This is a genomic window from Micromonospora sp. MGP-C2 (genome assembly GCF_057766525.1).
This window is the reverse complement of the sequence record NZ_JBYMEN010000002.1, coordinates 5048636-5066655: the sequence shown is the minus strand read 5'-3', so window position 1 is coordinate 5066655 and position 18020 is coordinate 5048636. Positions and strand designations below refer to the sequence as shown.

Annotated in this window: 16 protein-coding genes; 6 read left to right on the top strand and 10 right to left on the bottom strand. The window is 71.9% G+C overall.

Translation table 11 applies throughout. The features are described from left to right. Positions 1-7: 7 nt before the first annotated feature. Positions 8-712, top strand: coding sequence for a permease prefix domain 1-containing protein (locus tag AC3CF1_RS23370; RefSeq protein WP_488451260.1), 705 nt, complete (start codon positions 8-10; stop codon positions 710-712). Positions 713-763: 51 nt separating this feature from the next. Here the strand turns inward: AC3CF1_RS23370 and AC3CF1_RS23365 are convergent, their stop codons facing one another. Beyond that, positions 764-1105, bottom strand: a complete 342-nt coding sequence (locus AC3CF1_RS23365; protein ID WP_488451259.1) for a PadR family transcriptional regulator — start codon at positions 1103-1105, stop codon at positions 764-766. 160 nt (positions 1106-1265) lie between these two features. Here AC3CF1_RS23365 and AC3CF1_RS23360 point away from each other — a divergent pair, with 160 nt between their 5' ends. Both AC3CF1_RS23360 and AC3CF1_RS23355 read left to right on the top strand, forming a co-directional pair. Further along, complete coding sequence (locus tag AC3CF1_RS23360) at positions 1266-2222, top strand: DNA primase (protein WP_488451258.1); 957 nt, start codon at positions 1266-1268, stop codon at positions 2220-2222. Between the two features lie 39 nt (positions 2223-2261). Then, entirely contained in the window at positions 2262-4832 is a 2571-nt protein-coding gene (locus AC3CF1_RS23355; RefSeq protein WP_488452121.1) for a transposase, read from the top strand. Positions 4833-5075: 243 nt separating this feature from the next. Here AC3CF1_RS23355 and AC3CF1_RS23350 read toward each other — a convergent pair whose 3' ends face one another. The 4 genes from AC3CF1_RS23350 to AC3CF1_RS23335 all read right to left on the bottom strand — a co-directional run bounded on the left by AC3CF1_RS23350 (position 5076) and on the right by AC3CF1_RS23335 (position 10159). Beyond that, positions 5076-5669 (bottom strand): GTP-binding protein, encoded by a 594-nt coding sequence (locus AC3CF1_RS23350; RefSeq protein WP_007455465.1) that lies wholly within the window; start codon positions 5667-5669, stop codon positions 5076-5078. A 1-nt stretch (position 5670) separates the two neighbouring features. Next, complete coding sequence (locus tag AC3CF1_RS23345; protein WP_354983630.1) at positions 5671-6045, bottom strand: DUF742 domain-containing protein; 375 nt, start codon at positions 6043-6045, stop codon at positions 5671-5673. A gap of 101 nt (positions 6046-6146) precedes the next feature. After that, positions 6147-6551: a roadblock/LC7 domain-containing protein gene (locus AC3CF1_RS23340; protein WP_030329023.1), complete on the bottom strand. Its 405-nt coding sequence runs from the start codon at positions 6549-6551 to the stop codon at positions 6147-6149. Further along, positions 6548-10159, bottom strand: coding sequence for a sensor histidine kinase (locus AC3CF1_RS23335; protein ID WP_488451257.1), 3612 nt, complete (start codon positions 10157-10159; stop codon positions 6548-6550). The genes AC3CF1_RS23340 and AC3CF1_RS23335 overlap by 4 nt, the downstream gene beginning before the upstream one ends. A gap of 502 nt (positions 10160-10661) precedes the next feature. Between AC3CF1_RS23335 and AC3CF1_RS23330 the strand changes: the two genes are divergently transcribed. Beyond that, a complete protein-coding gene (locus AC3CF1_RS23330; protein WP_231927210.1) occupies positions 10662-10955 on the top strand; it encodes a hypothetical protein in 294 nt (97 codons plus the stop codon). Between the two features lie 24 nt (positions 10956-10979). On the opposite strand, the gene AC3CF1_RS23325 is transcribed toward AC3CF1_RS23330, so the two are convergent. Beyond that, positions 10980-12053: an adenosine deaminase gene (locus AC3CF1_RS23325; RefSeq protein ID WP_088951450.1), complete on the bottom strand. Its 1074-nt coding sequence runs from the start codon at positions 12051-12053 to the stop codon at positions 10980-10982. Positions 12054-12157: 104 nt separating this feature from the next. On the opposite strand from AC3CF1_RS23325, the gene AC3CF1_RS23320 reads away from it, so the two are divergent. Beyond that, on the top strand, positions 12158-13027 hold the full coding sequence (locus AC3CF1_RS23320; protein ID WP_355160777.1) for a putative RNA methyltransferase: 870 nt from the start codon (positions 12158-12160) through the stop codon (positions 13025-13027). 2 nt (positions 13028-13029) lie between these two features. On the opposite strand, the gene AC3CF1_RS23315 is transcribed toward AC3CF1_RS23320, so the two are convergent. From AC3CF1_RS23315 to AC3CF1_RS23305, 3 genes are all read right to left on the bottom strand, one after another. After that, positions 13030-13710 carry a DUF4272 domain-containing protein gene (locus AC3CF1_RS23315; protein ID WP_088951449.1) on the bottom strand — a complete coding sequence of 227 codons (681 nt, stop codon included), beginning with the start codon at positions 13708-13710 and terminating at the stop codon, positions 13030-13032. Between the two features lie 110 nt (positions 13711-13820). Next, the gene (locus tag AC3CF1_RS23310; protein WP_354983627.1) at positions 13821-15101 is read right to left on the bottom strand and encodes a thymidine phosphorylase; all 1281 of its coding nucleotides are present in this window, start codon (positions 15099-15101) and stop codon (positions 13821-13823) included. A 137-nt stretch (positions 15102-15238) separates the two neighbouring features. Further along, positions 15239-15943, bottom strand: coding sequence for a cytidine deaminase (locus AC3CF1_RS23305; protein ID WP_354983626.1), 705 nt, complete (start codon positions 15941-15943; stop codon positions 15239-15241). Positions 15944-16190: 247 nt separating this feature from the next. Here AC3CF1_RS23305 and AC3CF1_RS23300 point away from each other — a divergent pair, with 247 nt between their 5' ends. Beyond that, positions 16191-16685 (top strand): nitroreductase/quinone reductase family protein, encoded by a 495-nt coding sequence (locus tag AC3CF1_RS23300; protein ID WP_488451256.1) that lies wholly within the window; start codon positions 16191-16193, stop codon positions 16683-16685. 54 nt (positions 16686-16739) lie between these two features. Here the strand turns inward: AC3CF1_RS23300 and AC3CF1_RS23295 are convergent, their stop codons facing one another. Beyond that, positions 16740-18020 (bottom strand): ABC transporter permease, encoded by a 1281-nt coding sequence (locus AC3CF1_RS23295; protein ID WP_099850414.1) that lies wholly within the window; start codon positions 18018-18020, stop codon positions 16740-16742.

The following is an 18020-nucleotide window of genomic DNA, read 5'->3' as shown; positions in this document are numbered from 1 at the left end:
TGGTGCCATGCCGCACCGTGAGGACGTGTTGGTCGACGAGCACCTGCGGGAGTTGGCCGCCCGGTTGCAGGGGCCGGCGCGACTCAAGTCCGACCTGCTCACCGAGGCCCGGCACGGGCTGCTGGACGCCGTGGAGGCGTACCGGGAGAGCGGTGTGCCGTCCACGGAGGCGCAGCGCCGGGCCGTGGTCGAGTTCGGCTCGCCGGCGCAGGTCCTTCCCTCCTGGCAGGCCGAGCTGGCGGTGGGCGCCCTGCGCGGGCTCTCTCTGCGGATGCTGGCGATCGCCGGGGTCGGGGTGGTCGCCGGGGATCTGACCTGGCGGGGGTCGAGCTGGAGCAGCGGCCCCCGTCCACCGGCCGGCTACCAGCTGCTCGCCAGCTCGGTCGACTGGATCTGGATGGGTTCGCTGCTGCTCGCGGTGGCCGGTCTGCTGGTGGTCACGGCGAGCGCCCGTTCGACACGTCCGGGTCTGGCCCTGGTGCAACGCGCGGTGGGCGCCGGCCTGACCGCCATGCTGGCTCTCGCCATGATCGCCGGCTGCGCCCTGTTCGCCTGGTCGATGACTCTCTGGGACGACGCGCTGCGCTGGCCACCGATGATCATCGGCGCGGTGCTGGTGGGCGGCGCGTACTTCTCACTGGCCCGTGCGGTGCGCGGCTGGCTGCAGGCCACCGCCCGCCGAGCGGAGTCGCTCGCCAGCACGGCCCACTGAGCCACGTCGCCGGTGCCCCGGTCCCGCCGGTGGTCGCCAGCTCGACCGGGATCAGGCCGGGGTGCTGGGCGGGCTGCCGGGGTCGAGGAACCGGCCGACGGTCAACTGGAAGTCACGCCAACCCGCGCGCTCCCCGGCCAACGCTCCCCGGCCGGAATCGGTGAGCTCGTACGTCCGCCGTTCCCTGCCGTTGACGGTGCTCCAGGTGCTCGCCACGTGCCCGGCGCGTTCCAGCCGACGCAACGCCGGATAGATGGTGCCGGTGGGCAGATCCAGAGTGCCGTCGCTGCGGGCGCGCAACGCCTCGATGATGGCGTAACCGTGCAGCGCGCCCTGTTCGAGAACCGCGAGCAGCAGAGCGTCGAGATGGCCGTGCAACGCCTGGGCCTTCATACGTAGCTACGCTACTTGTCGAACGGCCAGATCGCCAGCGCCCACCACCAGCAGGTCGAATCCGCGCGCCAGCCGGCCACCGGGGTGCGGGCATCGGTCACCCAGGGCCGCCGACTAGGGTATGTGCCCAGAGTCACTCGCCGGTCAGAGACCCCGGCGGGTGGGCAACCCGAAGCACACGGAGGTCAGCGTGGCCCGCCAGTCGCCCCAACGGCCCGACGCCGACGAGCCCGAGCTCGACGACACCACCGGCGCGGTCGAGCCAGATGAGACCGACGGCCCTTCGGCCTCGGTCGACCGTGCACTCTGGGACGAGCTGCGCATCGACCCGGTGGAAATCGCCCTGCCCGCCGGCACCGGCTTCACGCTGCGGGCATACCGGCCGGCCAGCTCGCTGACCCCGACCGACGTGACCGAGCGCGACCTGGACGACCCGTTCCTCGCCCGACGTCAGGTGATCGAGGAGGAAGAGGACGACGAGACCGTCGTCATCCTCGACGAGGACCTGGCCGAGGAGTTCGCCGACGACGAGGACGAGTCGAAGCGCCGCCGACGCGACGGCGCCACCGACACCGACACCGACGCGGACGACGACGACGCCGACGAGGACGCCACGGACGAGGCGGACGACGAGGAGGTGCCGGTCTTCCTCAGCAACCAGGGCAAGCTGCTGCTGTTCAAGACCCCCGAGTCGTTGGTCAGTTTCATCCGGTCCGGTGCGCCAAACGATCTGTCCCAACTGGACAGCTGGAATGAATTGTCCGAACGGGTGGAGCCCGCGGATATCGCGCCCCTCGACGAGGACACCTACGAGCTCGACCTCGTCGTGGAGAACCTGCGCGGCGGGCACGACTCCTGGGATTCGACCCTGCTGATCGAGGCCGGCGAGGTCGCGCGTGACCTCTCGTACGCATTGCGGCTGCCTGCGGTACTCGACATGCTCTCCGCCGGCTCCAGCCTCGACGACCTGGACGAGGCGCTGCGTGCCACCGCCAACGGTGGGATCGGCGCTTTCATGGGTCGGCGGCGGCTGAAGAAGATCGGTGCGCAGACCGCGAGTTTGGGTTGGCGCACCATTGTCGGCAAGATCTCTGCGGTGGTGGACTGGCGCGACTGACCCGTACCGGGGAGCATCAGTTGCTGGCAGAGGAAAGACCTGTCCCGGGAGGAGGACGACGCCGTGGCGCTCGTGCGCGTTTACTGCGGTCTGGCCTCGGCGGATCCGGCTGACCGACCGGCCTCCGCCGGTTCGACGCTGACGTCCGCTGTGGTCGACGACGCAGGCCGTCTGCTGCATGTCTGCGAGATCAGCGACGAGGCCGCTGGCTACGCCCAGCTCGTCGCGCTGCTCGTGGAGCGGTCGGGCGGGCCGAGCGGTGCGGCCATCGCCGCCGACAGCGACGACCACACGGTCATCTCGCTGTTGAGCGCGGCGGGTCGGCCCCTGGCGATCGCCGACGACGACTCGGTGGACGACTTCGCCGAGCGGTTCGCCGACGACGACTCCCTGGAGGAGATGCAGTCACCTCCGGCCGAACGACGGGCCGTCGGCCTGGCCCGCGCGTTACAGGCGGGCGCGCTCTCCGCGGTCACCCTGCCGGCACCCCGGGATCTCGCCGGCTACAAGCAGGTGCTCGCCGCGCACGCCGCGCTGGCCACCGGCCGACACTCCGCCGCCGTGGCGCTGCGCGAAGTCCTGCGCGAGCTCTACCCGGCAGCCCTGCGTGCATACCCGGACCCGGCCGAGCCGGTCTCGCTGGCGGTGCTGGACGCGCTGCCCGAACCGGGCATGCTCGGCGGCACCGTCGCCCGGGGCCGCGAGGTGTCGGTCGCGGCGGACGCCATCGCCGCGCACCTCGCCGCCGACGGGGTGGCCGACGCCGACGAGATCAACGAGGCGGTCACCGCTCTGCGGGTCGCCATCTCCGAAACGCCGCGGCGCGCCGCGGTCAACCGGGCGCTCACCTCCGCGGTGGCCGAGACGGTCCGCCAGGCCGTCGCTTCGGTGCGGGCCTGCGACGCAGGCTGCGAGGCCCTCGTCAGCGCTCTCGGCTCGCGGGTGACCGCGCCTGCCCAGGCACCCGGCCGCCGTGCCGCCGCCCGCCGTGGCGAGTCGGTCGGCGAGCTGACCGGGATGGCCGGCAACGGCGCCCGCCGTGGCGAGCCAGCCGGTGAGCCGACCGGGCTGGCCGGCACCGGCGCCGGGCTGCGGTCGCTCCGGCCCACCCCGGCCGCCGACCCCGCACCCGCGGTCGGGCGACGCAGCCGCCCCGAGCCGATCCCCGGTAACGCGCCGCTCGCGTCGCCCCGCCCACTCGGGCCGCCCCCGGTCGCCCCGGCTCCGGTCACGCCGCCGCCGGTCGCGCCCGCACCGATGGCCCCGGCCGCGATGGCCAAGCCGCCGTCGTCCACGCTTCCCGGCCGCACCGAGCCGGCGCCCAGCCGGATCGACGGTCCGACCAACCGACCGGTCTCCTCGCCACCTCCCCCGCCGCCCGGGATCACCCCGATCGCACCGGCACAGCGCGGCATGGTGCCTCCGGCCGAGGCGGGCGAGCCGTTCCGGCCGACGCTGACCACCGCCGCGATCAACAACGCGCGGGCCGAACGGCAGCGGACGGTCATTCCTCCCCGCCCCAAGACGAACGGCGAGCCCCGGCCGAGCCACCTGCAACGCCCGGTGGACGAGCCACCCACGGGCGGGTTCAGCGCCACCGATCTCAGCATCCCGGTGCCGACCCCCCGTCCTGGCCAGGAGGCCGCCACACCCCCCGGTTCCCGCGCCAACTGGCCGCTGGTCAACAACCCGGAGGACCCGGCCGACAGCTCGCCGAACAACCCGGTGGCCTACCCGTACGGTGGCAGCCGCGGCATCGAGGCCCCGACCGACCCGGGTCGGGCCGACGGTCGGGTCACCCCGCCCTGGTTGGCGGACGACCTGCCGCAGGAGCCACCCATGCTGCGACTGGTGGAGCCACCTCCACTGGCTGACCGGGCGCTGCGTGAGGGGCTCAACCCGTCTGCGGACGCGCACCTGGAGACCCCGCCGCTGCGGTTGGTCGAGCGGGAGCTGGCTGCTCGCGGCGGCCGACCGGCCGCTCGACCCGACCGTGCCGCCGAGCACCGTCCACCGCCGCCGATGGAGCACCGGACGCCCTCGCTGGAGCCTCGCACGCCCTCATTGGAGCCTCGCACGCCCTCGCTGGAGCAGCGGACGCCGCCGATGGAGCGCCGGACCCCTCCGTTGGAGCGCCGGACGCCGCCGGTCGAGCACCGTCCGCCACCGGTCGCCGACGAGGGTGACGGCGACCTGCTGATCTTCGCGCAGGCCAAGTCGGCCTGGTTCGTCGGCCAGGCCGAGGAGTCCGACCTGGACTGGTCGACCACGGCCGACACCGGCTGGCAGGCCGCAGAGCAGGCCGCCCGCCCCGCGGTCGGCGCCGAGACCAACGCCGGGCTGCCGAAGCGCGTGCCTCAGGCCAACCTGGTCCCTGGTTCCCCGCTGCGCGAGGAGCGTCCATTGCGGATAGTGCGCGATGCGGCAAGCCTCGCGGAGAACACCACCGGCTACTTCCGTGGTTGGCGTCGCGGCCAGGAGATCGGCGGTTTCGCGGTGGGTGGTCGACCCGGCCGCGAGGCGGCCGGCGGCTGGGACTTCAGCCGCGACCACGGCGACCGCGACGACGACCGGGAGTACGAGTACCGCTCCGCCGGTTACCAGTCCTGACCTCGTTACACGCGACAGCGCCCTCAGTCAGCTGACTGAGGGCGCTGTCGCGTGTGGAGACGTGCCCCTGGACGCGGCAACGCCGCCTCTCGAAGCCCGCAGCTCAACGGCCCAGGGTGCGGGGGCCGGTGGTTTCCAGGGCCTCAGGAGACGGCGTAGGGCGCGCGCCGACGTAGGGGCGTCGGCGAGCAGGGTGGTGCTCCCGGTGGCGGCCTGAGCCACCACCGGGGTGCGGCGTCCCGATCAGGCCGGGGCGACGGCGCGCGTACGGCGCATGGTGAGCACGTACTCGACCAGCGAGATCAGCACGTGCTTCGTCGACTCCCGGTTACGGGCGTCGCAGGCCACCACCGGCACGTCGCTCGAGATCGCCAAGGCGTCCCGAACGTCCTGCGGGTCGTGGTACTGCATCCCGTCGAAGCAGTTGATCGCCACCAGGTACGGGAGGCGTCGGTGCTCGAAGAAGTCGATCGCCGCGAAGCAGTCGGCCAGCCGGCGAGTGTCCACCAGCACGACCGCGCCGATCGCACCCCGAACCAGTTCGTCCCACATGAACCAGAATCGGGTCTGACCCGGCGTACCGAACAGGTACAGGATCAGGTCACGGTCGATCGAGATCCGGCCGAAGTCCATGGCCACCGTGGTCGTCGTCTTGCCCGGCACCTGCCGGGTATCGTCGACGCCCACGCCGGCGGAGGTCATGATGGCCTCGGTGGTCAGCGGCGTGATCTCCGAGACCGAGCCGACCAGCGTCGTCTTACCGACGCCGAATCCACCGGCGATAACGATCTTCGCCGACGTCACGCGGCCGCTCGGGTTCGGCGGGCGGTGCGACATGTCAGAGCCTGCGAAGTCCACTCAGCACCCTCTCCAGCAGTTCAGTGCCCACCGCGTCGTCGGAGTCGTCCAGGATGGTCGGCTCGTGGACCGCGACCAGGCCGTCCGTCGCCATGTCGGCGATGAGCACCCGGGCCACACCGAGCGGGAGCTGCATCCGCGCCGCGATCTCCGCGAGCGATTGCACGCGTCCGTCACACAGCGCGGCGATGTACTGGTGTTCGCGGCCACCACCGTTGCCACTGGCAGCGGTGCGGCCGCGCACCGTCGTCTCGACGAGCGCCTCCAGCGCGATGTCGAGCCGGGGACGGGTACGGCCACGGGTCACGGCGTATGGACGGACCAACGCTCCGGTCGGTTCGTCACGATCGGCCATCTCGCCGCTCACCTCCTTCGTACCCGTTACCGGCTCCCACCGGTGAAGCCCGTCGTTGTCGTTGTTGCTTTGGTGCCGACCTCACGATCGACGGCGAGGCGTCAGCCCAGCATGCCCGCAGCCGCACGCGGCTGCGGAGTCAGTGCGTCGCCCACCCGGTCGACCAGCAGCGCCATCTCGTAGCCGACCTGGCCCACGTCGGAGCTGCGGGCGGCCAGCACGGCGAAGGACGAGCCATCCGAGATGGACATCAGGAACAGGAAGCCATTGTCCATCTCCACGACGGTCTGCAACACCGCGCCTCCCTCGAAGCAGCGGGCTGCCCCCTGGGTCAGGCTGACCAGACCCGAGGAGATCGCGGCGAGCTGGTCGGCCCGGTCGCGCGGCAGGTCCCGTGACGACGCCAGGAGAAGGCCGTCGGCCGAGACGGCGACCGCATGAGCGACACCGGGCACCCGGTCGGCGAAGTTGGCCAGCAGCCAACCAAGATCCTGCGTAGTTGTCATCCTTCTTGCTCCTTCTGCCCGCTCCCGGCCACCGGGCCTGAGCCAGACTGCGAGGATTGCCCTCCCGGAGTTGCCTCCGGGCTGGTCGGGTTGTCCGAGGTGCTACGCCCTCGCTGCACGCCCCGGTGGTAGGCGGAGAGCAGGCCACGGACCGCCTCCGGGGAGCGCCGCTGGACCGAGGTGGTGGGCTTCTCCACCGCGCCCGGCACCAGCTGCGCCATCGGCTTGCGCTTCGGCAGGCCGGTCGTGGTGGTCTCGCTCACCGGCGCCGCGCCGGCCGCCGCCGAGGCAGCACGCCAGCCGTCGTCGGCAGCGGTCTGCCAGCCGTTGGTCTGCGGTTGGGGCCGGCGGTTCGGCAGGCTCTCAGCGAGGCTCGGGCGACCGCCCTCGTTCGCTGTGGAGCCGTTGTCCCGCGGCGCTCCTCCGGCCGTCGGAGTGTCTGCCATCGGTGTGTTACCTGTCGTCCCGGGTGGTGTCTTGTGGACTGCCCGACCGGTGGCCTCGACCGTAGCGAACTGCTGGGTCGCGGAGTCGCCGTTCGTCGCCGGCTGCGCGCCGGGTCCCGCTTCCTCCGAACCCGGACGGCGGGTACGGAACCAAGCCGACTCGAGCTCCCGGAAGATCGGCAGCTCCATCGTCTCGTCCGCGTAGCGCTGGCGGTTCTGCGCCTGCGGTTGCTGCGGTGCCGGCCGATTCTGCGGTGCCGGCCGATTCTGCGGAGCCGGAGCAGGAGCCGAGGGCCGACTCGGAGGCTGGGCTGCTGCGGCCGGCTGTTCGCCGGGTCGCGGCACCCGCGGCAGCTCCGTCGTCATGTCCAGGGCAGCGGCGAGCCGCTCGGGCACCGGCGGCGCCGAAGCGTCGCGGTCGGCACCCGGCACCGGCGGCCAGGCCGGCGGCGCGGGGGTGCTGGGCGCCTGCGCGGGCGGGGCCGACCGGGGTGCGAACCCGGCGAACGACTGGCTGGAGGCGGGCGGCACCGAGTAGGGCTGATCCGAATACGGCTGGCCGGACGCCGGTGAGGCCGACACGGGCGACGCGGACACCGGCGGACCGGCGTACGGCTGCCCGGAGGCCGGGGCCGCGGAGACCGGCGGGCCGCCGTACGGGGCACCCGAGTAGGGCTGCCCGGAGTACGGCTGGCCGGAGGCCGGCGAGGCGGAGACCGGCGCGCCGGAGTAGGGCTGCGCGGAGACCGGCGGCGCCGAGTAGGGGTTTGCCTCGGGGCTGCTCGGCAGCTGCCGTGGAATCGACGGCTGCTGGCCGGAGGTCGGGCTGTCGTCCCCGCCGCGACGCTGCGGCAGCGGGTCGATCGGCTGGCCGTTGGCGGTCCGCGGGGTGAACCCGTCACCACCGTTGACGCCGTTCGTCCCGGCAGCGCCGGTCAGGTCGGACCAGGCCGGCATCGAGCGGTAGCCACCGGCGTTGGCGGGGGTGCCGGCACCGTTGCGCGAGGCGGGCTCGAACGGCCGACCGCCGAGGGTGACCTGGTTGCCGGATTCGCTCGGACGAGGGCCGTTGCCCAGCGCCGGCAGCGCGCCGAAGGCCGGTGCGGGCCCGTTCTGCTGGGGACCACCGGCGGCGGGCAGGGCCGGCGGCTGCTGCACCCGACCGGAGAGCGCCCGGGGCACCAGCACCGAGGTGGGCAGGGTCACGTCCGCGACGGTGCCACGGTCGGAGCCGGGGCGCAGCTCCACCCGGACGCCGTGCCGGGACGCCAGTCGGGCGACCACGACCAGGCCCATCATCCGGGAGACGGCGACGTCCACCTGCGGCGGCGTCGCGAGCCGCTCGTTGAGGTCGTGCAACTGCTCGGCGCTGATGCCGATGCCGCGGTCCTCGACGTAGAGCGAGGAGCGGTCGCCGACCCGACGGGCCTCGACCATCACCTGCGAGTCGGGCGGAGAGAACGCGGTGGCGTTGTCGAACAGCTCGGCGACGAGGTGCACCAGGTCGTTGACCGCGTGCGCGGCGACCTCGATGTCGCGGTCGATGACGCCGAACTCGATCCGGGTGTAGTGCTCGACCTCGGACTGCGCGGCCCGCAGCACGTCGATGAGCGCGGCCGGCTCACGTTGCACACGGGTGGAGTCGGCACCGGCGAGCACCAGCAGGTTCTCGTCGTTGCGGCGCATCCGGGTGGCCAGGTGGTCGAGCTGGAACAGCTCGGCCAGCCGGTCCGGGTCCTCCTCGCCGCGCTCCAGCCGGTCGAGGTGCCCGATGAGGCGGTCGACCAGGATCTGTGAACGGCGGGCCAGGTTGACGAACATGGTCGCGACGGAGGCGCGCAGTGCCGCCTGCTCGGCGGCCGTACGGACGGCTTCCAGGTGGACGGCGTTGAACGCCTCGGTCACCTGGCCGAACTCGTCCCGGCTGCGGACCGGTAGTGGCTCGGCGATCTGGTTGGCCAGCTGCATCGGGGAGAGCTGCCCGACGACCTGCGGGTCACGCAGTCGGGCAACCGCCTGGGGTAGGCCGTACTGGGCGACGGAGAGCGCACCCTGCCGCAGCTCACGAAGTGAACGGGCCATGGAGCGGGCGACCAGGTACGCGAACAGGATGGCCAGCAACAGCATGCTGAGCAGCAGGCCGGTCTCCAGGAAGACCTGGCGCTGCACGTCCGAGCGGAGGCTGTTGGCCTCGTCGACCACTTCACCGTCGAGCTTGGTCTCGACGTTGCGGATCAGCTTGGCGTTGGCCGTCATGGCGGCTTCCCACTGGTCCGGCCCGAACGGCGCGTTGCGCATGTCGCCGTTGGTGTTGCCGTCGATCCAGCCGGTGTAGTTCTGTGCCTCCCGGCGGTCGCCGCCCGCGACCGTCTGGTCGTGGAACTTCGCGTCGTCCGGGGTGGCGACGGCCTTGAAGCTCTGCAGCGCCTGCTGCTGGCCGGTGCCACTGGCGATGTAGTCGGTGCGCAGCGCCGGAGTGAGTTTCTTGCCGCCCTTCACACCCAGCGCGCGGTGCACCACGACCCGGCGTGCGGCGAGGAACTCCTTCTCGCGGGCGACCGCCGCGGCGGCGCGCATCCGGTCGCTCAGTTCGTTGTTGCCGGCGAGCTGCGTGGCCGAGTCGCGGATGGCGAGCAGGTCGCTGATCAGACCCTCGTACACCTGCACGGTCTCGGTGAGCGCGAGCTTGCCGCTGAAGACCTGGCTGCGGATGCCCGACAGGTCCTGCAGGTTCTGGTCGATGCCGTCGAGCAGACCTTCCAGGCTGCCCGGCAGGTCCTCGATCTCGGCACGCTGCTGCCGGTAGGGGGACGTCTCACGGTCCACCCGGGAGGTCACCCGGTTGTAGGCCTCCTGGTACTGCGCCGTCGGCTGCGTCCCGTCCGCCCCCAGCAGCAGCACGGCGGCGGTCCGCTCGTCCTGCAGACTGTCGACCAGGCTGCCGGAATAGCTCGACAGGTTGGCCAGGTCGCCGGCTCGGTTGGCATTGTTGAGCGTCTCCACGTGGTCGACAAGACCACTGGTGCCCACCACGACCGTGGCGATGGTCGGCACGATCATGATGAGACCGAGCTTGGACCAGATCGGCATGTCCCGGAGCCGGCTGGCCGGCCGGCGCAGCCGCGACAGGAAGGAGCCCGCCGTCTTTGGCCGTTTGCTCACAACACCGCCCTCGCGATTACAGCTTCAACGCGTTGCCCCGGGCAACGCCCAGCGACCGACCCGGCGGGTCGGACCCCCGAGATTCCATCACGCCGGTCGACAAGAAGAAAGCCCAGGTTGTCACCGGCCGGAGGTGTGATGAGATGTTGATGCGATTTGATAGCAGTCCGTCTGGCCGGAGTAACTGAAGGTAATGGAACATCCGCACCGCGTTGTCCTGCTCGCCGGTCCTTCCGGCTCCGGAAAGTCGTACATAGCGCAGCAAACCGGTTTACCGGTGCTCTGTCTGGACGACTTCTACAAAGACGGCGATGACCCTACGTTGCCGCGACGAAACGGCCAGGTGGATTGGGAATCGCCGCAGTCCTGGGATGCCCCCACCGCTGTGGAAATCATTGCCCGACTTGCTCGGGAAGGCCGCGCCGATGTGCCGGTTTATGCGATCGGCGCAGACCGACGGGTGGCCACCCGGACATTTGATGTCGCCGGATCGCCACTTTTCGTGGCCGAAGGGATCTTCGCCGCCGAGATCGTCGAGGAATGCCGTCGTCGTGGGCTGCTCGCTGGGGCGTACGCGCTGCGCCGTCCGCGCGGGGCGACCTTCCTGCGCCGGCTCGCCCGGGACCTGTCCGAGCAGCGCAAGGCCCCCCGGGTGCTGGTCCGGCGCGGCGTGGCGCTGCTCCGGGCCGAGCCCGCGATCCTGCGTCGGCAGACCGGGTTGGGTGCGGAGGCGGCCCGCGCCAGGGAGGTGCTGCGCCGGGTGGCCGGCCTGCTCGCCGGCCACCCGCACGGCTGATGGTCAGGTCAGCACGGCTGACCGTCAGGCCATCAGCTTGGCGTACGCCGGCTTGATCACCTCGTCGATGATCCGCAGTCGCTCGTCGAACGGGATGAAGGCGCTCTTCATCGCGTTGATGGTGAACCACTGCAACTCTTTCCAGCCGTAGCCGAACGTCTCCACCAGCAGCGACATCTCCCGTGACATGGAGGTGCCGCTCATCAGCCGGTTGTCGGTGTTGACTGTGGCGCGGAAGCGCAGGTCACGCAGCAGGCCGATCGGGTGGTCCGCGATGGAGGCCACCGCGCCGGTCTGCACGTTCGACGAGGGGCACAGCTCCAGGGGGATCCGCTTGTCCCGGACGTACGCGGCCAGCCGGCCCAGGGTGCCGTCCGGGCCGATGTCGTCGACGATCCGCACCCCGTGGCCGAGCCGGTCCGCTCCGCACCACTGGATCGCCTGCCAGATCGACGGCAGACCGAACGCCTCACCGGCGTGGATGGTGAAGTGGAAGTTTTCCCGTTGCAGGTACTCGAAGGCATCCAGGTGACGGGTGGGCGGGAAGCCCGCCTCGGCGCCGGCGATGTCGAAGCCGACCACCCCGGCGTCCCGGTGGCGCACGGCCAGCTCGGCGATCTCCTGGGAGCGGGCGGCGTGCCGCATCGCCGTGAGCAGGGTGCCCACCCGGATGCTCAGGCCCGCCTCGACGGCCTGGGCGGTGCCCTCGGCGAACCCGGCCAGCACCGCCTCGACCACCTCGTCCAGGCTGAGATCCTGCTCCAGGTGCTGCTCGGGGGCGAAGCGCACCTCGGCGTAGACCACCCCGTCGGCAGCCAGGTCCAGCGCACACTCGCGGGCGACCCGCCGCAGCGCCGGCGCGGTCTGCATGACCGCGACGGTGTGCGCGAACGTTTCGAGGTAGCGCTCCAGGGAGCCGGAGTCGGCCGCGGCCGCGAACCAGCGTCCGAGCGCGTCGGGATCGGTGGCGGGCAACTCGTGGCCCACCTCCGCGGCCAGGTCGACGATCGTCGCCGGCCGCAGCCCGCCGTCGAGGTGGTCGTGCAGCAGGGCCTTCGGAACCTTGACAATGTCCTCGTACCGGATAGTTGCGACCATGCTCAGACCCTAGTCAGCGCCCCGGGCGGACCGGGACAGGGCCGCTGGTGTCACGGCCTCCGATCCGGTGCACGTCTAAACTGAGCGGATGGAGTGCGCCTGACGTGGACCCCCGCATCCTCGACCGGCTGCGCTGCCCGGTCTGCGGCGAACCCCTGGGGCAGGCCACCGACGCGAGCGCGCTGCGCTGCCCACGCCGGCACAGCTTCGACATCGCGCGCCAGGGCTACGTCAACCTGCTCACCGGTCGTGCACCGCACGTCGGTGACACCCCCGAAATGGTCGCGGCCCGCGCGGACTTCCAGGCCGCCGGGCACTACGACGTCATCTCGGCCGCTCTCGCTGCCGCCGCGACGGAGGCCGTGGCCCGGCTCGAACCGCCGGCGCCCGACGTCGGGGCGTACCCCCTGGTGGTGGATGCCGGCGCCGGCACCGGTCGGTACCTCGGCGCGGTGCTGGCGGCGTTGCCGGACGCCGTGGGTCTGGCCCTGGACGTGTCCAAGCCGGCGCTGCGCCGCGCGGCCCGCGCGCATCCCCGGGCCGCCGCGGCTCTCGCCGACACCTGGCAGCGGCTGCCCGTGGCGGACGCCTCAACGGCCGTGCTGCTGAACGTCTTCGCCCCGCGCAACGGCGCGGAGTTCCACCGGGTGCTCCACCCGGCCGGGACGCTGCTGGTGGTCACGCCCGACACCGACCATCTCGCCGAGTTGGTGGATGCCCTCGACCTGCTGCGGGTGGACCCGGACAAGGCGGACCGGGTGACCGGCAGCCTGGGCGGGCACTTCACCCCGGTCAGTTCGGCGGTGCACCGGGCGGAGCTGGCCCTGACCCGCCGGGAGGCCGCCAGCCTGGTCGGGATGGGCCCGAGCGCCTGGCACACCGACCCGGGCGCTCTCGCCGACCGGCTGGCCGCCCTGCCCGAGCCGGTCCGGGTGACCGTCGCGGTCCGGGTGGACGCGTACCGACCCCGCTGACCTCAGGTGGAGAGGTCGACCTCTTCCCAGCCGGGGGGCTCGTCGTGGTACGGCCCGCGCAGGATCACCGCCCACTCCAGGGCCCAGCGCCGCTGCCCGATCGCGTTCGCGTCGACCAGGCCCGGTGCCCTCCGACCGTCCCGCTCGGTCTCCAGGTACGCCCAGTCCAGGCAGTAGTGCAGGTCGAGCAGCGCGGCCGCGTCCGCCGGGTGCTGCGGCGCCGTGAGGATCCGGGAGCGCCAGTGCGGGAAGCTCTCCCCCTCGGCGATGTGCGGCAGCCGCTCGACCAGCCGCTCGTCCACGGCCAGGGTGGGGTCGAGCTGCTTGCTCAGCCCGAGCACCCAGGCCAGCGCGAACAGCGCGTCGTGGTGCAGCACGAACGAACGGTGGTCACCCTTGCCGCCCATCACGAACTGCCATTCCGGCGGGGTGACCATCTCGACCAGGTGTGAGCCGAGCAGCCAGCTCATCGCCGCCTGCGGGGGCATCCCGAAGCAGCGGGCCAGGATCAGGTGCAGCACCGCGATCCGCGCCTCGATCTCCGCCGTGGGGCGCAGCTCGATCCGGTCGCCCGGCTCCCAGACGAGGGGAAACTGGGCCGGCGGCAACGGCAGGCCGAGCCGGGACAACTCGTCCAGACTCGCCTCGCGCACCTCACGTGGGTCCGGGGCAGCAACGGTCACGGCGGATCTTCCTGTCTGCTCGCGCCGGCGCAAGGCCGGTTTTCCCCCCTTGGCCAGCGACAATAGCGCTCCCAGGTGACCGGCACCACGCCGCCCCGACCCGCGTTCGATCAGCCGATGCGCTCGATGACCAGCGGCGTCGTCGCGGGGGCGGTCGGCGCGATCCGTACCGCGTCGGCGGCCTCGGCCAACGCCGCCGGGATCCGCGTCGCGTCCTCGGCGCGCAACTCGTAGAGGGCGTCACCGGCCCGCACCGCGTCACCCGGCCGCTTGTGCAGGACCACACCGGCCGGCACGCTGACCGGGTCCTCCTTGCGGGCCCGGCCCGCGCCGAGCCGCCACGCCGCAACCCCCATGGCGTACGCGTCGACGGCCGCGACGTGTCCGTCCCGCTCGGCGCGGACGACCTCGACCTCGGGGGCCTCGGGCATCGGTGCGTCCGGGTCGCCGCCCTGCGCCCGGATCATCGCCCGCCAGGAGTCCATCGCCCGGCCGTCGCGCAACGCCGCCGCCGGGTCGGCGTCCGGCAGGCCCGCGGCGTCGAGCATCTCCCGGGCCAGGGCGAGGGTCAGCTCCACCACGTCGGCCGGGCCGCCACCGGCCAGCACCTCGACCGACTCGGTCACCTCGACGGCGTTGCCGATCGCCAGCCCGAGCGGTGTGGACATGTCGGTGAGCAGGGCGACCGTCCGGACGCCGTGCGCACCGCCCAACTCGACCATGGTGCGCGCCAGCTCGCGGGCATGGTCGACGGACTTCATGAAGGCGCCCGAGCCGACCTTGACGTCGAGGACCAGCGCGCCGGTGCCCTCGGCGATCTTCTTGCTCATGATCGAGCTGGCGATCAGCGGGATGGCCTCCACGGTGCCGGTCACGTCGCGCAGCGCGTACAGCTTGCGGTCGGCGGGAGCGAGCCCGGTGCCGGCCGCGCAGATGACCGCGCCGACCTCGTCCAGCTGGGTGATGAACTCGTCGTTGCTCACAGTGGCCCGCCAGCCCGGGATGGACTCCAGCTTGTCCAGCGTGCCGCCGGTGTGCCCGAGACCTCGGCCGCTCAACTGCGGTACGGCAGCGCCGCACGCCGCCACCAGCGGGGTGAGCGGCAGAGTGATCTTGTCGCCGACGCCGCCGGTGGAGTGCTTGTCGACGGTCGGTCGGCGTACCGCCGAAAGGTCCAGCCGCTCACCGCTGGCGATCATCGCGGCGGTCCACCGGGCGATCTCCGGCCCGGTCATGCCGTTGAGCAGGATCGCCATGGCCAGCGCGGACATCTGCTCGTCGGCGACAACCCCCCGGGTGTACGCGTCGACCACCCAGTCGATCTGCGCGTCCGACAGCACCCCGCCATCCCGCTTGACCCGAATGACGTCAACAGCAGCAAAAGCACTCATCAAGAAAAATCTTTCCTAGTCGAATGGTGAAACCGACCCGCGGACCGCACGCACCGAGGGATCGGGCCGACCGTGCCCGGCGGAGGGATCAAGCCTGACCGCCCGGAGCCGGGCACGGTCGGCCCAATCCCCAAAGCTCAACTCCAGCGAACCGGGATCTCCATCGGCGGCTCACCCTCACCGGCCCAGAAGATCGTCCCGGTGGCGTCCACCACGACCACCCGGGGCGTGCGGGCCAGACCCCAGGTGATCGCCTCGGCCGAGTCGTCCCAGCTCGGCGCCTCCTCCAGCACCCCGGTCTCGGCGCCCGCGTCGTCGCCGGCCGACCGCTCCCAGTACGCCGTCCAGACCTGCTGGCCGGCGGACATGTCCGGGTGCACGAAGACGGTGCCGCGCCCGCGCCAGGCGGCCAGTCGCTCCGGGACCACCGGCACCGGCGTCTCCCCGGTGACGGCCTCCAGGTCCTCCACACCGAAGGCGTGTGGCAGCAGCTCGGCCATCCGCAGCGGGCGGGCCCTGCTCTCGATCAGGCACTCCGGCCCGCCGTGCTCCCAGAGCAGTTGCCGACAGCGGCCGCACGGCATCAGCGGCTCACCCGTGGCGTCGACGCAGGAGAGCGCGACGAGTCGCCCCCCGCCGGTGGCGTGCAGGCTGGAGACCACCCCGCACTCGGCGCAGAGCGTCACCCCGTACGCGGCGTTCTCCACGTTGCAACCGACCACGATGCGGCCGTCGTCGACCAGCGCGGCCGCGCCGACCGGGAACGTCGAGTACGGCGCGTACGCGTGCCGCATCGCCTCGATGGCGGCAGCGCGCAACCGTGCCCAGTCAATGTCGGTCATGCCGCCATTCTGCCCAAGCGGCCCAGGTCAGAAGCGGGCAGGGCCGGGTCCACGGGCAGGTGCAGCCGTGCCGGGCATGAGTCCGACTCATCGGCCGCGCCCCCAGCAGTGGTCAACCGTCACCAGAGTCGGAGGCGTTGCCGAGGATGACGGCTCGGGGTGAAAGGGACGTTCGGCCCTGCATCTCCCGCTCGGGACAGCCAACCCTGAAGCCGAAGATGGACACGTGCGACCGAGAGGACCTGTGATGGCGAAGTTGGGGAGCTGGCCGTTGTCCGCGGAGACTCTTCGTCGGATGTACGCGGGGGGCCGCGGTAATGCGGCGGCCCGCCGGTTCGCCCGGCTGTGGGCGGCCGTGTACGCCGCCGGCCTGCACCCGAGGCGGTGGGTGACACTGGAGGTCGTGGGACGCCGCACCGGCCAGATCACCCGGTTCCCGCTGGGAATGGCCGACTGGCAGGGCGACTGGTATCTGGTGCCGATGCTGGGCGAGAACTGCAACTGGGTTCGGAACGTGCGTGCGGCTGACGGCCTGGTGATCCTTCGGCACGGGCGCGCCCGGGTCTGCCGCCTGGTCGAGGTGCCGGTCGACGAGCGTGCGCCGATTCTCAAGCGGTATCTGGCGACGGTCCCCGGAGCCCGGCCGCACCTCCCCGTCGACCGGCATGCGCCCCTGTCCGAGTTCGCGGCAATCGCGGCACGGTACCCCGCGTTCCGTGTCGAGAAGGCACCCGTGAGATGACTGGCGCGGACCTCGCTGTGCCCGACGGGAGTCCCGCCGGGCACAGCTCGGGTGTCAGCCCTTGATGTACGGCTTGCCGTCGGCGGCTGGTGCGCGGACCCTGCCGACCAGCCCGGCGACCGCCAGGATGGTGGCCAGGTAGGGCAGCATGGCCAGGAACTGACTGGGGATCGAGCTGCTGATCGCGCCCAGGTAGGTGGCGAGCTGGTCGGCGAAACCGAAGAAGAGCGCGGCGAGCAGCGCACCGGTCGGGTTCCACCGGCCGAAGATCAGCGCGGCCAGTGCGATGAAGCCCTTGCCGCCGATCATGTTCTTGGTGAACGAGTAGAGCGCCAGCGTGTAGGACGCGCCGCCGATGCCGGCGACGACGCCGGCCAGCAGCACGTTGCGGTAGCGGACCCGCAGCACCTTGACGCCGAGCGTGTCGGCGGCGATGGGGTGCTCACCGACCGAGCGGGTACGCAGACCCCACCGGGTGCGGAAGAGCCCGATGTGGATCACGAGCACCAGCAGCAGCCCGAGGTAGAGGAAGATGTTGCCGCGGAACAGCGCCGGCCCGAGCACCGGGATGTCCTTGAGCAGCGGGATCTCCCAGTTGCTGAAGCGGGGCGCGCTGTTGTATTTCGCCGCGTCGGTCTGCATCAGCCGCTCGTAGAGGAAGCCGGTGACGCCGACCGCCAGCAGGTTCAGCACGATGCCCATGACGACCTGGTCGACCAGGTAGCGGATGGCGAAGACGGCCAGCAGCAGCGAGATGAACGCGCCGCCGAGGGCTGCGGCGACCAGACCCACCCAGACGCTGCCGGAGATGCTGCCGAAGAGCGCGCCGCTGAAGGCGCCCATCAGCAGCTGGCCCTCGATGGCCACGTTGACGACACCGGAGCGTTCGCAGAGCACCCCGGCGAGCGCACCGAAGATCAGCGGCAGGGCCAGGATGAACGTGCCCCGGATGATGTTGACCAGGGGCATGAAGTTCTGCCCGGCGGGCGCGGCGGAGACCTGCCAGCAGAGGAACGAGAGCACGAAGCCGACCAGCCCGATGCCGAGCACGGTGATGAACCACCGCTTCGGCACCCCGGCGAGCAACGCCGCGCCGGCGGCGATCGCGATGATCCCGAACAGGATCGCCCCGATCGTGCCGTTGATCTTCAGTGCGGCACCGGCCGCGTCGTCGCTGAGCGTGAACCGGGCCTGCTGGTTGGTGGCGAGCGCGCCGAAGAGCACCGCGGCCAGCAGGCCGAGCCCCAGCAGCGTGAGGCCGACCTTGCGGCTACGGGTCCAGAAGCCCTCGTCGACCGGGGCGACCGCGATGTCGGGGACAGCCATGGTGGACAT

Bases quoted from the DNA above. Each gene is read 5' to 3' on its own strand.
- AC3CF1_RS23340 (WP_030329023.1), bottom strand. From the start codon at position 6,551: ATGACAACTACGCAGGATCTTGGTTGGCTGCTGGCCAACTTCGCCGAC.
- AC3CF1_RS23300 (WP_488451256.1), top strand. From the start codon at position 16,191: ATGGCGAAGTTGGGGAGCTGGCCGTTGTCCGCGGAGACTCTTCGTCGG.
- AC3CF1_RS23325 (WP_088951450.1), bottom strand. From the start codon at position 12,053: ATGGTCGCAACTATCCGGTACGAGGACATTGTCAAGGTTCCGAAGGCC.
- AC3CF1_RS23345 (WP_354983630.1), bottom strand. From the start codon at position 6,045: ATGGCCGATCGTGACGAACCGACCGGAGCGTTGGTCCGTCCATACGCC.
- AC3CF1_RS23350 (WP_007455465.1), bottom strand. From the start codon at position 5,669: ATGTCGCACCGCCCGCCGAACCCGAGCGGCCGCGTGACGTCGGCGAAG.
- AC3CF1_RS23370 (WP_488451260.1), top strand. From the start codon at position 8: ATGCCGCACCGTGAGGACGTGTTGGTCGACGAGCACCTGCGGGAGTTG.
- AC3CF1_RS23310 (WP_354983627.1), bottom strand. From the start codon at position 15,101: ATGAGTGCTTTTGCTGCTGTTGACGTCATTCGGGTCAAGCGGGATGGC.
- AC3CF1_RS23295 (WP_099850414.1), bottom strand. From the start codon at position 18,020: ATGTCCACCATGGCTGTCCCCGACATCGCGGTCGCCCCGGTCGACGAG.
- AC3CF1_RS23365 (WP_488451259.1), bottom strand. From the start codon at position 1,105: ATGAAGGCCCAGGCGTTGCACGGCCATCTCGACGCTCTGCTGCTCGCG.
- AC3CF1_RS23305 (WP_354983626.1), bottom strand. From the start codon at position 15,943: ATGACCGACATTGACTGGGCACGGTTGCGCGCTGCCGCCATCGAGGCG.